13 protein-coding genes and 3 pseudogenes are annotated in these 13,772 nt (G+C 69.1%); 3 read left to right on the top strand and 13 right to left on the bottom strand.

What is annotated here, in order from left to right:
* A partial coding sequence (locus AB8Z36_RS11570; protein WP_369213156.1) for a glycoside hydrolase family 15 protein occupies positions 1-1,289 on the top strand: 1,289 nt, incomplete at its 5' end.
* On the opposite strand, the gene AB8Z36_RS11565 is transcribed toward AB8Z36_RS11570, so the two are convergent.
* The 6 genes from AB8Z36_RS11565 to AB8Z36_RS11540 form a co-directional block, all read right to left on the bottom strand.
* Complete coding sequence (locus AB8Z36_RS11565) at positions 1,241-2,422, bottom strand: TetR/AcrR family transcriptional regulator (RefSeq protein WP_369213155.1); 1,182 nt, start codon at positions 2,420-2,422, stop codon at positions 1,241-1,243. The two genes, AB8Z36_RS11570 and AB8Z36_RS11565, sit on opposite strands and share 49 nt — an antisense overlap.
* Before the next feature lie 86 nt (positions 2,423-2,508).
* A complete protein-coding gene (locus AB8Z36_RS11560; protein WP_369213154.1) occupies positions 2,509-2,709 on the bottom strand; it encodes a hypothetical protein in 201 nt (66 codons plus the stop codon).
* 167 nt (positions 2,710-2,876) lie between these two features.
* On the bottom strand, positions 2,877-3,293 hold the full coding sequence (locus tag AB8Z36_RS11555) for a hypothetical protein (protein WP_369213153.1): 417 nt from the start codon (positions 3,291-3,293) through the stop codon (positions 2,877-2,879).
* A gap of 238 nt (positions 3,294-3,531) precedes the next feature.
* Positions 3,532-3,699, bottom strand: coding sequence for a hypothetical protein (locus AB8Z36_RS11550; RefSeq protein ID WP_369213152.1), 168 nt, complete (start codon positions 3,697-3,699; stop codon positions 3,532-3,534).
* Between the two features lie 315 nt (positions 3,700-4,014).
* Positions 4,015-4,614, bottom strand: a complete 600-nt coding sequence (locus AB8Z36_RS11545) for a hypothetical protein (RefSeq protein WP_369213151.1) — start codon at positions 4,612-4,614, stop codon at positions 4,015-4,017.
* Between the two features lie 310 nt (positions 4,615-4,924).
* Positions 4,925-5,521, bottom strand: a complete 597-nt coding sequence (locus tag AB8Z36_RS11540) for a hypothetical protein (RefSeq protein ID WP_369213150.1) — start codon at positions 5,519-5,521, stop codon at positions 4,925-4,927.
* 186 nt (positions 5,522-5,707) lie between these two features.
* On the opposite strand from AB8Z36_RS11540, the gene AB8Z36_RS11535 reads away from it, so the two are divergent.
* Positions 5,708-6,034 carry a hypothetical protein gene (locus tag AB8Z36_RS11535; protein ID WP_369213149.1) on the top strand — a complete coding sequence of 109 codons (327 nt, stop codon included), beginning with the start codon at positions 5,708-5,710 and terminating at the stop codon, positions 6,032-6,034.
* A 437-nt stretch (positions 6,035-6,471) separates the two neighbouring features.
* Here the strand turns inward: AB8Z36_RS11535 and AB8Z36_RS11530 are convergent, their stop codons facing one another.
* From AB8Z36_RS11530 to AB8Z36_RS11505, 6 genes and pseudogenes are all read right to left on the bottom strand, one after another.
* Positions 6,472-6,873, bottom strand: a complete 402-nt coding sequence (locus tag AB8Z36_RS11530; protein ID WP_369213148.1) for a hypothetical protein — start codon at positions 6,871-6,873, stop codon at positions 6,472-6,474.
* 376 nt (positions 6,874-7,249) lie between these two features.
* On the bottom strand, positions 7,250-8,992 hold the full coding sequence (locus AB8Z36_RS11525; RefSeq protein WP_440581895.1) for an endo-1,4-beta-xylanase: 1,743 nt from the start codon (positions 8,990-8,992) through the stop codon (positions 7,250-7,252).
* A 594-nt stretch (positions 8,993-9,586) separates the two neighbouring features.
* Positions 9,587-10,114 (bottom strand): helix-turn-helix domain-containing protein, encoded by a 528-nt coding sequence (locus AB8Z36_RS11520; protein ID WP_369213146.1) that lies wholly within the window; start codon positions 10,112-10,114, stop codon positions 9,587-9,589.
* A 104-nt stretch (positions 10,115-10,218) separates the two neighbouring features.
* A pseudogene (locus tag AB8Z36_RS11515) lies at positions 10,219-10,503 on the bottom strand (helix-turn-helix domain-containing protein); the annotation flags it as partial.
* Between the two features lie 480 nt (positions 10,504-10,983).
* Positions 10,984-11,906: pseudogene (locus AB8Z36_RS11510) on the bottom strand (IS5 family transposase).
* A 73-nt stretch (positions 11,907-11,979) separates the two neighbouring features.
* A complete protein-coding gene (locus tag AB8Z36_RS11505; protein WP_369213144.1) occupies positions 11,980-12,675 on the bottom strand; it encodes a TetR/AcrR family transcriptional regulator in 696 nt (231 codons plus the stop codon).
* A gap of 43 nt (positions 12,676-12,718) precedes the next feature.
* Between AB8Z36_RS11505 and AB8Z36_RS11500 the strand changes: the two genes are divergently transcribed.
* Positions 12,719-13,333, top strand: a complete 615-nt coding sequence (locus AB8Z36_RS11500; protein ID WP_369213143.1) for a TetR/AcrR family transcriptional regulator — start codon at positions 12,719-12,721, stop codon at positions 13,331-13,333.
* A 305-nt stretch (positions 13,334-13,638) separates the two neighbouring features.
* On the opposite strand, the pseudogene AB8Z36_RS11495 reads toward AB8Z36_RS11500, so the two are convergent.
* Positions 13,639-13,772 (bottom strand): annotated as a pseudogene (locus tag AB8Z36_RS11495) (serine hydrolase); the annotation flags it as partial.

Below are 13,772 nucleotides of genomic sequence, written 5' to 3'. Positions count from 1 at the left end.
ACCTGCCCCCGCCCGAGCGCACGGACGCCGGGGCCGCACTCGGAACGACGGAGGAGTTCTGGCGCGAGTGGGTCGCGCAGTGCACCTACGACGGCCCCTACCGCGAGGCCGTCATCCGCTCCCTGATCACGCTCAAGGCCCTCACCTACGCCCCCACCGGCGGCATCGTCGCCGCCCCCACCACCTCCCTGCCCGAGGACATCGGCGGCGTACGCAACTGGGACTACCGCTACACCTGGCTCCGCGACGCCGCCATCACCCTCTCCTCCCTCCTGCGCACCGGCTACCGCGAAGAGGCCCGCGACTGGCGCGACTGGCTGCTGCGCGCGGTGGCGGGCGACCCGGAGAACCTCCAGATCATGTACGGCATAGCAGGTGAGAGGGAGCTGACGGAGACCCTCCTGCCCTGGCTGCCCGGCTATGAGGACTCCACCCCCGTACGCGTGGGCAACGGCGCCGCGGACCAGCTCCAGCTGGACGTCTACGGCGAGGCCGTCGAGACCCTGCACCTCGCCCAGCTCTCCGGTCTGGCCCAGAACGACCACGCCGACCTCCTCCAGCTGCGCCTCATCGGCCACCTCGAACAGCACTGGCGCGAACCGGACGAGGGCATCTGGGAGATCCGCGGCCCGCGTCGGCACTTCGTGCACTCCAAGGTCATGGCCTGGGTGGCCGTCGACCGCACCATCGAACTCCTGGAGACCACCGCCCTCGACGGCCCGCTGGAGCGCTGGCGCGCCCTGCGCGACGCCATCCACGAAGACGTCTGCGCCCGCGGCTACGACCCCGACCGCAACACCTTCACCCAGTCCTACGGCTCCGCCGAACTGGACGCCTCCCTGCTCCTTATCCCCCAGGTCGGCTTCCTGCCGCCCGACGACAAGCGCGTGATCGGCACCATCGAGGCCATCCAGCGCGAACTGCTCACCCCCGACGGCTTCGTCCTGCGCTATCCCACCTCCGGCGGCGATGCGGGCGTCGACGGCCTGCCCGGGGACGAGGGCGCCTTCCTGGCCTGCTCCTTCTGGCTCGCCGACGACCTGGCCCTGATCGGCCGCGTCGACGAGGCCCGCGAGCTCTTCGAGAAGCTGCTGGCCATCCGCAACGACGTCGGTCTGCTGGCCGAGGAATGGGATCCGCGCCGCAAGCGTCAGGTGGGCAACTTCCCCCAGGCCTTCAGCCACGTCCCGCTCATCGACAGCGCCCTTCGCCTCAGCACACCGGCCACCCTCCCCGGACCTCAGGCGGATGCCGCGTCAGCGGTCACCGGCGCGGCGAGGATGGCGTAGGCCACCGCGGCGAGGCCGGTGTGCAGCGAGGTGTGCCCGGCGATGTGCGGGATGCGCAGCAGATCGTTGATGACCTTGATGCCGATCTGTACGCGCAGCCGGGCCGCCGAGGCGTCGACGCCCGGGACGATCTCCTGGACCAGCGCGGTCCATTCGGCCGCGTACTCCCGCTGCGCGCCGAGGATGTCCGCCTCGACCTCGCGCTCCCCGGAGCGGCCGACCACGAGCGCGCCCCACTCGCGGGAGTGCTCCACATAGGAGGCGATCACCAGGCGCAGGGCCTCGTCGGGTGCGTCGGTGCGGGCGAACGCCGCGTCCAGGCTGATCCACAAAGAGTGCGTGCCGCGTTCGTAGACCGCGCGCAGCAGGTCGGCCTTGCCGGTGAAGTAGCTGTACAGGTTGGGTCCGGTGACCTCGGCGTCCGCGCCGATGTCGGACATCGAGGTCTCCTGGTAGCCCTGCGCCGCGAACCGCCTGGCCGCCGACAGCAGCAGGCGCTCGCGGCGGGAGACGGGGGTGCGGCCGGTGCGCGGCGGCGGCCGCTCCTCGCCTGCGGCGGTGAGCGGGGCGGAGGCGATGGCGTGCAGCGCGGCCCGCACCCCGGCGCGACGGCTCGCCGCCTTGGCGTGCAGGGTGGTACTGCCCAGGCAGGTGAGTGCGGAGAGCATCGCCCAGGCGAGGAGGTCTTCGTTGTCCTCGTCGTCCTCGTCCGGGTCCGCGCGGTGTGCGCGCAGCACCGGCCGCAGGGCCCCGGCCCAGGTGTGCATGGTGGCGCGGTGTTCGCTGCGCACCGCGGGATCGGCGTAGCGCACCTCGCGGTCCCACAGGTCGGCCACGTAGGGGTGGGGGGCGACGATGTCGACAGCCTGGTCGATCGCGGGCCCGAGCGCCGTCTCGGTGACGGGCTGGGCGAGGCAGGCGAAGCTCTCCCGCAGCACGGTGTCCAGCAGGTCGTTCTTGGTGCGGAAGTGGCGGTAGAGGGCGCCGGCGGTGATGCCCACCTGCTGCGCGAGCGCGGTCATCGTGACGTTCGGGTAGCCGAGCTCGATGAACATGTCGCGGGCGTGCGTGACGATCTGCTGCTTGCGGTCCTTGGGGCGTCTGCGCGGTGCACCGGCCGGCTCCGTGCTCACCCCTGGCTGCCTCCTTTGGCATCGTGCGCGGAATCCGTCCGGGGATCTTACCCGTCGCGTATGGCGGGACCTGTGCCGACAGCCCGTCAGTCCGCGGTCGGCAGCGCGTTGTCCAGGAGGATCTCCGCCGCCGCCCGCGCGTGGCGGCCGTAGTCCGCCTCGCCCAGCACCATGGCGCGGCTGGCGGCGCCGTCCGCGAGGGTCACGAGCTGCTCGGCGAGGTTCGGTGGGCCGGTGGCAGCCCAGTTCCGCCACCAGGTCAGCCACCAGGTCAGCCACCAGCTCATGGAATCTGGTATCCCGCGCCTGGGACAGTCTGGATGACCGGCAGCTGTCCGAGCTTCACGGCGACGACATCATCCCGCCCGCAGGCCATTTCCGCGGCTACGGAGGCTTACGCGCTTTTCCCAGCTGCCGATCCGGGTCCGGCTCACGCGCCTGTACGGTTCCCTTTTCATGGTCTGTGGGCTGGTTCCGGGCTGCTGGAGCTCACCAAGGAGGACGGAATCGCTCCGGTTCCCGACCTGCCCAAGGGGGACAGCACAGCAGTGCCCGTGGTCCGCAGCGGCAAGCTGCGGCCGTCTCTCAGCCACTGGCGGGTCATCTCGTCACAGGCGGCACTGAACCCCCGTACAGGCAGTCGCAGTTCGGGGGCGTCGGCGTCGAGGTCGAGCAACGCGCAGATGCTCTTGATTCCCTCGTGCCGGACCTCCTCGAAGGTCTCCCAGGCGAGGTCCGTGGCTTCGCCTCTGCGCAGGATGATGTTCAAGGCGGCATCCTCGTGGTCGGCGAGGAAGTTCAGGTGGTCGGCGAAGTGCCTGCGCAGGCGTGCGCTGGTCGCTCCGTCGGAGGTGATGGTTGTACCTGCCACAGCAGGTCGGCACCGGTAGCGGCAAAGGCCCGCCGCAGCGGCACACCCGGGAACCCCAGGTCGGCCAGCACCAACTGGCCCGGACCGCAGGAACGGGGCAGATGACGGACCAGGGTGACCTCCCCGGTACGGCAGTCGGCCAGCTCCGCATCCAGCACCAGATGCGTGCCGGTCTCCACTAGGCGGTTCCGGCGCGGGCGGCCTTAACCATCTCCCGCCACAGCCACTCCGACAGCTCTCACGGCTCCTTGCGGGGGTGCGGCCCGAGGCCGAGGCCCGCCCGGGTCTCGGCTCGCCCGGCGCGGGTCAGCAGCCCGTACGGCCGTCCGGTGGCCCCGGTGCCCAGCTCGATCGGGCCCCGGCCAGCGAGCGCAGTCGCCGTGGCCCCGGCACCGGACTTCCACACGCCCTGCGCCTTCAGCTTGCGGGTAGCGCCGAGGTGGCGGTGCTCGTCCTCCGGGCCCTGGTCCCGGTGGATGCTGGAGGTCAGGCGGTCACGAGCGATGGCGATCGGCCGCCGCCCAGACCGAGCCGGACGACGTCATAGTGACAAGCTGACTCGTAGCCATCGCCTGACTTCCAAAGGAGATATGACGTCGAACGTGCTTGGCCCGGCGTTCCTCTGCGTCAGCTCGCTTACCGCCAGCCAGCCAGCCAGCCAGCCCCGAGAGTACTGGGCGGAGGAGCCACGGTGACTCACCCGGGTATCGTTGGGAGGTCGCTATCGCGAGGACTGGATGGCCAGTTCATGAAGGAAGAGCTTGACGTCTCTCGCTGTCTGCTCCGGCGTCGGCCGAGGCCCGGAGGTGACCACGGGTTGGGCGGTTACGGTGGCCGCGCTGTTTCCCCAGACACAGCGGGAACTGGTCGTGGCCGCGGCTCCGTATTCGACGCAGCGCAGCGTCCCACCGATCTGCCCGGGGTCAAAACTGCGCACCTGGCCGGAGTCAACGGGCGTGCCGAGCAGGACGGACACGATGTCGTCGTCCTCGCCTGGCTCGGACACATCGACGGAGGGGTCGAGTTCCAGGGTGACCATGTAGGACTTCACGCCGTCCGAGCCCACGTAGGTCGCGTGTGCGGTCTCTTCGTTGACATTCAGGTTGTCGCCCCCATGAGTGGCGGACCACAGAGACTTGTCATCCTTGCCCGCGAGCCGGTAATCGCCGAAGCCAGTCGGCACTTGGGCCGTGTGTCTGACCGGCGGCTCGTCCCTCTTCTTGGTGGTCTGCCAGAGTACGAGCGCTGCGGTGGCCGCCAGCGCCAGGGTTACGGCGCCACCGACCATCCTGCGGCGCTTGCGGCGCCGGGCGGTCTTCATCCGTACCGCCGCCCAGTCAAGGGGGCGACTTGGCCCGTCGGTGCCAGGCATCGCTGCCGTGTCCGTCGGAGTTGCGTCATGCGGAGGTGTCCCGGACTGCGGCATCTACCTCGACCTTTCACGCGCGATGGCGACGTGGGCTACACCAACCGCACGTGGCCTTGTTCTCGTTCAGCAGCAGACTTTGTCTGCCGGTTTGGGCTTTGGTGCACTTCATGACGTGTCTTATCCCAGCCTCTGCCGACCTGCTCCCGGTTTGAATGACTGATCTGATTCGCTCGTCGTCTCCGATGGTCCGGTTCGTCGGGGGTTACTCGTATATCTGGGCGGCTGAGAGCTGATGGGCGACCGACCGCCAGGTGACCGGTTCGACGTGGGTGTGCGGTACGTCGGCGCCAAGCCAGGCGGCCCAGGATTCGAGTATCTGGCTGAGCGTGCCGGACGCCCAACCGCCGCCGTCACCAGCCCACTCACTGTGGCTGGTCTTTGCCTGCGTTTCCCGCTGGTCGCGGGCGAAGTCGACGGCGAGTGTCGCGGCATACAAGCGCAGATCATGGGGGCTGTCTACCTCGCCCGGCTCCGTGACGGTACCGGCGAGAGACCTGTCGTACGTGGGTGGGTAGGTGCGGAGGGTGTCCAGTTGGAAGGCCAGTCCCTGCCACCCGGGCCGGCCGGGCGCCTCTTCGTACAGCAGATCGGTGCCGTCAAGTCGGCCTTCCAGGAGCCGGACCCAAGCCCAGAGAAAGCCGTCGACGGACCGGTTCGTCCAGTGCCGTGCTGCGGGCATGCCGGGGGCCTGGCCGTCGCCCGCGTTCTCGCACTCGGCCGACAGCCGTTGAAGGTAGGCGGTGAAGTCCGGCCGGGACTTCACCTGCCGCCAGGAGCCGATGTTTAGGGGTGCGGGCACTTTGAAAGAGTGCCAGCGGAGTGCGTTCCTCCGGTGAATATGCGGAGAAACGCTTGCTCGGAGCGCCTTGATGCCGCCTAAATCCCGAGGTGGACGTACTGCGCGCCCAGAGGGCCACTCCCCGCACCTCCGGGGACGCTCCCGCCCCCGAGCCTTGCCGCCGCCTACGAGGAGAACTTGCTGCCCATGCCGTCAGCCGACGACGTACGCGACTTACTCGTCCCGCACCTCATGGGGCGCTTGAACGATGTCCACACCGAACTCAAGGTGACGAGCCTTGCAGTCGTGGAGCACGGCCGCTTCTTCACTCCGGTCGTCGAGCTGACCGCTCACCGGCAGGAGTGGCGCGTGCGCCTTGACAGCGACCGTTCGGCGATGGCGCTGTTCAACGGCGTACCGCCGCACGATGTAGTGCGTGGCGTGGCCTCCGATCTCCGCATCCGCCTGTTCGAGTGGTGGCACACGAAAGACTCCGAACGCCAGTCAGCGAAAATGAGCGAGCGCATCGACTAACGCATCACGGTCGGGGCGTCGCTCACCGCGCGCTCCGCGCGGGCCCGGCGCAGCGCGGCGGCCTCGCTCGCTGCCGCCAGGCGGTGGCGCTGGAAGCGAACCTGCTCGATCGAGGCTGGCGCGCCGTCCGCGATGACGTCAGGCTCGTGTATCGCCCGGCAGGACGGCCTCGCATCGCGGCGGTCTGCCGCTCCACCGCATCCGCGATGGCTGGGTCCACCGGGAAGGTCCGGGCGGACTGGCGGTGCGCCTCGGTCGCGCGGCGGTATCCGGCGGGCGGGGAACGGCGCTTACCGGTGCGGCGGGCACGGTCGGCCGAGGGGCCAGTTCGGCCACCGCCGCCGTGGTGGGACCGGCGGCCTTGACGGGCGCGGGCGCCAGGACGTGCAGGGCTCGGACGTTCGCCTGCGGCGCCTTTGTGGGGGTGGCCGTCCTGATCAGCTTCGGGCCGCTCCGGCGCAGCTGCGGGCCAACGGCCGAATTCCGGCGACGGCATCCACACCGCCGGTGTCCGCGTCGAACGTCCCCGCCTGGACGCGGCCGGTTAGTACTTCCTGCCCGACATCAACGCCGACATCCTGCCGCCCGACCCGGCGGTGATCCTCACCGTACCGACCGGAGTCAACGCCCAGCGCATAACGCAGCGCGGCATCCGGCATCGCTTCCACCTCGACCCGACCATGCCCGCCCACGAAGCCGTCCTCTACGCCGAGTCGGCGCAGACCCTCGTGGCCAAGAGCGTGCAGCCGGACCGGGCAGTCGTCGTCACACCAGTCCGCCCCGACCGGCTGGGCGTGCACCAGCGGGTCGCGCACCCGGTCGTGGAAGGAGACAGCCACGTCCGCGTCCTGATCCGGCCGGGCACGGACGAACGCGAAGGCAGACCCATGAGCGGCACGCCCCCGGCCTCCCACCACCCGCGACCCCAGTGCGGACCACCTACAGGCAGCAAGCATCCGGCTCGTAGACGCCCGCGCTGCCGGGACCCCTCTTGCACGGCTTGGCGCCGGATGGTCCACGGTGTGCCCGGCACGCTGCTCGGGCATTCGACCCGCTCGTTCCTCACGCACTCTCCGGGACCCACCCAGCCTCAGCCGCCGAACGGCGATCATCCGGTCACCCACGACCGCAGACCAACCCGCGCCCACACCGCATGACCAGGCAACAAACAACCGGAAACGGCTCACGCACAACCGCTGCCACCAACACGCCCCCTCACGCCTCGTCAAAGGCATCGAGCAGGCGCTCGTACGCCAGCTTCGGCCGCAGGGCCGCGTCCCACGGCAGGGAATCGGCCGTGCGAGGAGGATAGATCTTGGTGTCGGCGGTGGAACCGTACCGGTCGGTCAGTCCCCATGTGGAGAACGATGTGCAGTTCGGCTCCTCCAGGCAGACCCGCAACTTGCCCGCCATCTCATCGGCCTGGATCTGCCGCCCGTCCTCCTCGTCCTCATCTATGGGGACATCCATCTCCGACACCCGCGCCTGAACCCCGAGTTCGGCCAGATCCCGCACATGGCTGCGGAAGGTCTCCGGATCGATGCGGTCGCCGGGTGCGTACTCATGGTTCTGGAAACCCACGCCGTCGATCGGTACGCCGCGTTCCTTGAGCCGCTTGACCAGATCGTAAAGGGCGTCCCACCGCTCGCCTTCCTCCTCGACCCCGTACTCGTTGAGGAACAGCCGTGCCTTCGGATCGGCCCGGTGGGCGGCCCTGAACGCCTCGTCGATGTACTCCTCGCCCATGGCCTCGAACCACGGGCTCTGCTCGGAGCGCAGACCGCGATCCCCGTTGGTGTAGCTCTTCTCGTCGTCGGACATGGGCTCGTTGACCACATCCCATTCCGCGACCTTGCCCTTGAAGTGCCCGGCGACCATGGCGATGTGCCGGAGCATGGTTTGGCGCACCTCCTCGGGGCCGTCGGTCTCCCGCATCCAGTCGGGCAGAGCCTCGTGCCAGACGAGGGTGTGTGCGTGCACCTTCATGTCGTTTGCGCGGGCGAAGCGCACCAGCAGGTCCGCGTCGCGGAAGTCGTAGACGCCCCTGCGTGGGTGGAGGAACTGTGGCTTGAACGCGTTCTCCGGAGTGAGCATGGAGAACTGGCTTCCCGCGAGCGCCCGGTAGCGTGCGTCGGTGAGCAGCGGGTTCTCGGCCAGGGCGGCGCCGACGTCGAACGGCCGCCCCACGTCAGCGGCCCGCGCACGCAGCGAGTCCTCGGACTGCTCCTGGCGTAGCTGCGGCGCCTTGATCACGCGGAGCGAGTCACCGCTCTCTGCCCGCGCGGTGAGCTGCGTCAGACGCCATCCCTCGCGGCGCTCGTCCTCGCTCGCGTCCGCCTCCAGTCCGAACCAGACGGTGCCCTCGGCGAACACCCCCGGGTCCCGCACGGTTCCCAGCCGCCGCCCGTCGGCTTGCACGCGCAAGGTGTCGCCGATGCTCGACACGGCGAGCGTCACTGTTCCGGAGCAGCCGCAGTCGAAACTCTTGGAGGTGGTTGGCTCATCGCCCTCGCCGTCCCATATCTGTACCTTCACCTGTCCGTCAGCGGTCACGCCGACGCGGAGTGAGGGCCGCTCCTGTCGCCACTCGTCGTAGATGACCGGTACCCGTCCATAAAGCCGCAGCCATGAGTCGCCGCCGTCGTCACCCACACCGGACATGCGCGCGGTGACGGTGAAGTCGCCACCGGACTTGAGATGAGGGCCGGCCAGGTTCAGTGGGGGGTTGGGCTGGCCGCCGGAGGAGTCCTGCTCCACGATGTGCCGATCCAGTGCGCTGACCCGCAGGATGCCGTTTTGCGCGGTGGTGCCCGGCAGCTGCGTCCAGTCGTGGTTCCGCAGCAGGTCTTCGTCTTTTCCGCCGCCCGCGCCTTCGCCCTGCCCCGTACACCCGACCGCCACCGCCATGACGAGCACCACGGCGGTCAGTCGCCGCCACGTCCTCCCACCAAGGTCCACGGCCCCTCCCACTCTCTTGTCCGAGACGAGACCAACGCCCCGCAAACGGGTCACAGTTCATCACACATGCGGTACGGCGGCCTTGCCCGGACTGCCACTCGCCAGAACTGGTACTCAGCGAGGCTCGGCGTACGAAGTCGGCGCGCTGGTCGTGACAGGCGATGACGAACGGGCCGGGAGCGGCGCCGGGGCTGCTGGTGCCGCCATAGGTGATCCACCGCCCGCACACCGACACCACGCCTGACAGGACCGACACCGCGCCCGGCAGGAAGGCCAATCAGGCTCGGTGCCTCTCACCCACTCCGATGATGCCGATGCTCTGCACCGTGTCTTCCTCCGTGGCGCTCGGTGATCATGTCTTGTGCTGGTGCAGATCCGTATGGTCGCGGTGATTGCCGTCGGCTCCTCACGTGCGGACTGCGACGAAGCCGGGATCACGTCGGTCGCGGTCTGATCCACAGCAATATGACCGCGACGACGCCTGCCAGGCAGGGAATGATCCCGGCCCAACCCAGCTCCGGCGGCAGTCCGGTCGCGCCGGAGGTGTCCTCGGACAGCAGCCCGGCCCGTCCGATGCTGGCGCCGAGCAGACCTTCACTCCGCGCGGGATTGTTGCCGCTCCGCGCACGCCTTGGGCAACAGGTTCCTGTAGTCCTGCGGCGGTATCCCGTACGTGGCCCGGAACAGGCGGCTGAAGTGGGCCGGGTTGGTGAAGCCCCAGCGTTCGGCGATGGCCTGGATGGGGCGGGCGTTCAGGCGAGGGTTGGTCAGGTCGAGGCGGCAGCGTTCCGGGCGGCGGTGGCGTATCCACGCTGCTGGCGATGTGTCGTCCTCGGCGAGCAGCTGCTGGAGATGGCGCAGGGAGATGTGGTGGGCGTCCGCGATCATCTGGGGAGTCATGGCCGGGTCGGCGAGGTGCTGTTCGACGAACGCACCGATCTGGGCCCGCAGTGCGGTCCTGCGGGCCTCTGGGCTCAGTGCTTTCTCCGCCTCCAGACATCCGGCGACGACGGACGCCAGGAGGTCAACCGTGATTGAGGCGAGGGTGGGGATGTCGGCTGAGGTGAATTCGGTGGCGCGTGCGTTGAGGTCGGCCAGCCAGCGGGTGAACACCCCGCCCATGCCGCGGCGCCACTTATCGGGACCGCGAGCAGTCCCCGTACCGTCTTCTCCGGCAGCGGCAGTAACCGGCAAGGGAGCTGCACGGTCACATGTGACCAACTGCCCGGATCGGCCCGGACATCGCCACGGTAGGGACAGCTGCTGTCCATCACCACCAGGTCACCGGCACACAGCGCCGTGTCCCGTCCGTCCACGGAGACGACACCCTCCCCGCGGAGGAATAGGTTGATCTGGTACACCTCCGGGGCGGACTGGCGGATCTGCTTCGCTGTCCGCGTGATCCCCAGATGCGGATAGGCCAGCGCGGACACCTGCAACTCCGCCAGGTCCAGGACGCGCAGGCGGGCACGGAAGTCGTCGTGGTCGTCGCTGCGCAGATGGTTGAGCATGTGTGACCGTGCTGTGGCTTCTTCCCAGAGAGCGAACCGCTCCGCCGGTTCCACGACCCCTGTGCCGAACTCAGTCACCAGCGTTCCCCCCCGTAGCCGGTTCCCCCCGCGGCTTCGAACGTGGCATGGGAGGCACACGTGGTCCAGCAGCACTTCGGTCACATGTGCCAACCATGCGCCTCTTGGCAGCAACGGCGTCTCAGAATCAGGAAGCTTCGGGGATCAGGAACACGCGCTTGAACAGCGTTTTGTCCTGCCGGGGGCGTTGGGTAAGGCGGCGGATCGTGGTTGCTTCTGGGTGCGGTTCGCGGGGTTCAATGCGGGTATGGAAAATGCTCTGTGGGACCGGCTCTCGGTCGAGGTGCAGGCGGAGGTGGACGGCCTCATTTCGGCCGGGCGGAATGTGCAGGCCATTGCGGTGATGCGTGAGTGTGCCGGTCTGCCGACTCCGCTTCTGCCTGAGTGTGTTGACCTGGTGGATCAGCGATTCAGCGTGTTGTGGCAGAGGACGGCGAGCTCGTGAGGATGCGGCGGCCGGTGGTCATGTGTCGCACCAGTCCGGGTCGATTCGCGGATGAGCCGTCGGCCTGTGAGGTCGGCCATGGCCACCTTGATCATGGCTTCGGAGCGGTGGGGGTGGGTCTCGTAGTCACGGGCGAGGCGGCGGTGGTGCATGAGCCAGCCGAAGGTCCGCTCGACGGCCCAGCGTCGGGGGATGACCTTGAAGCCCCTCTGGGCAGGGTCGTGGCGGTGACTTCGACGTCGGCGCCCAGGCGGGCGCCGTGCTCGATGGCCTTGGCGCGGTCGCCGGTGTCGGCCCAGGTTTTTGGTGATGCGGGGGGCCTTCGGCGGTGTCCGAAGGCAGATGGATGCCGCCGCGTTGTCGGAGACGCTGGCGGCGTTGTCGGAGACGCTGGCGGCGGTGACCAGCACGGCCAGGAGGAGGCCGGGTGTGTCGACGTCGATGTGCCGTTTGCGGCCTGCGATCTTCTTGCCCGCGTCGATGCCCTGGTCGGCCGAGGGCACGTTGGTTGAGGCCTTGATGCTCTGGGCGTACAGGACGCAGGCGCTCGGCTCGACGTCGCGGCCTTCGGCTTCCCGGACCAGTCGCCGCAGGAGACCGTTGAGCTGGTCGAAGACCTCGTCCTTCTGCCAGGCGGCGAAGTATCCATAGACGGTTTCCCACGGGGCGAAGTCGTGAGGCAGATGCCGCCAGGAATCCCGGTCCGGTCGACATAGAGGATGGCGTCCATGATCCGACTCAGATCGCGCTCGGGTGGCCGCCCGATGGCCAGGCCCTTTCCTCTTCGTTCGGCCCATCAAGCCGTAAGAGTTGGTTTTAGCAGTTCTAAACGGGCACCGGACAGGTCACTCGGATCGGGCCGCAGCCACGGACGGCTCACTCGCGATAAGAGGACCCCAGCTCAGCCCTCGCGGACCGCTCACTGGGATTGACCCGTGACAGGGGTGAGCGCGTCAGCGGGCTGCGCCGATGCGCAGGCCGTCGGTGATGACGGCAAGCATGCGGCGGCTGCGTTCGGGCCAGGCGGGCCCTTGCTCGGCCTTCCACAGGCACGAGCACAGCAGCAGGACCTCATGGGCTTCCGCGTCCGGCCGCACCTGCCGTACCTCTTTGCCCGCGCTGAGCAGCAGGTCCAGCGCGGCAGCGACCGGGGACCCCTCGCGGCTGTGGTGGCTGTCGTGGGCTGTACGAGTGGCGGCTTCCATGGCGGCGGACACCGCGCTGTCGCCGCGGCCGTGAGCGGCCAGATGAGTGAGCCAGCGGCGGAGGGCTTCAACGGGTTCGTGCTCTTCGAGGAGGAGTGGAGCGGCGCTGGTGAGAGCACCGATCTCCCGTCCGTAAGCGGCCAGCAGCAGTGCGTCGCGGTCAGGGAAGTGGCGGTACAGCGTGCCCTGGCCGATTCCGGCCGCCTTGGCGACGGATTGCAGGCTCGCCGTGGGGTTGCGATCGAGCTCCGCGCGAGCGGCCTCGATGATCCGCGCACGGTTCTCCTGAGCGTCCGAACGCTGCGCCCGGCGAAGGGGTGGCATCGTCTCGTCGCCTTTCGTCTCGGTCGACTCTCGCGGAGGCCGGCCCGGGACCCGTGCCTGCTCTTCGTCGCGCGCCGAGGGAATCGCGTGCGGTCGCGCCCTCGGTGATTCCACCTTCACATATTTGTTGGTCGACTGACAAGCATCTTGTACGGTGTGCGGTATGACGACCACTGTTCGCCGCACGCAGCAGCAGCGCCGCGAGGAGGCCGAGGCCGCTCTGCTCGCGGCCGCCGCCGACCTCATCGGAGAAGAAGGTGTGCACTCACTGACACTCGCGCGCGTAGGTGATCGAGCCGGCTACAGCCGAGGCCTTGTCTCACACCACTTCGGGTCCAAAGGAGCACTGGTCGAACGTCTGGCGCGCTCGGCGCAATCGGGATTCGTCCCCGGCCTTGAGGGCCTCCCACCCGGTCTTGACCGCCTCCTGCGACTGATCGACGGCTACGTCAATGAGTTGGGGCGCATGGACGCATCAGCCAGGGCCTTCCTGCTGCTGTGGGCCGAGGCTGCCACCACACCGGCGTTGGCGGCGATCTTCCAGGAGCGCAGTCAAGCCTTCCGCGCGGAGTTGTGCGAGGACCTCGTCGCCGGAATGAGAGAGGGCGCGATCCGCCCCGACGTCGTACCGGATGTCACCGCGATCGCCCTTCTCTCCCAGCTTCGCGGCATCGGGATGCAGCTCCTCAGTGACCCAGGACAGGCCGACATCCACCAACTACGGACGCAGGTCACCGAGGTGTGGCGCAGGGCGCTGACGCGCGAGGCTGGCACGTGACCGCTCCGCGCGCGGGCGGCCCCGACGGCGCCAAGGACGACAGCCCTCGGAGGGACTGCGGATCCGCGCCGCCGGGGATTGCTTGGTGAGGCCCGTCCTGGCGTCGCCTTCGCGGGGCATCGGGGCTCAGGAGGCGCGGTCGCGTGGAGGCGCGGCACTCCGGTCGTCCGGCCTCATGTCCCGGCACGCGTGACGGCAGCCGTCGCGCGCCGGTCCTCAGCGGGACGGTCGCCGACGGGGCGGTCGCCAGCGGGACGGTCGTCGGCGGGGCGGTCGCCGGCGGAGGCGATTGGTGTTCGTGGCCGTCATCCGGCCGGGCTGTCCGAGGGCTGGGGCTTGCCGAGCAGCTGGCAGGTGGCCGCTTCGACGAGGGCCTTGTTCGCGGTGGCGGCCTTCTCCTCCTTGATGCCGAAGTTCGTGCTCGTCAGGACGGCGACGC

This window comes from Streptomyces flavofungini (genome assembly GCF_041028215.1).
In the GTDB taxonomy this organism is placed as follows: domain Bacteria; phylum Actinomycetota; class Actinomycetes; order Streptomycetales; family Streptomycetaceae; genus Streptomyces; species Streptomyces flavofungini_B.
This window is presented reverse-complemented; position numbering and strand designations above follow the sequence as displayed.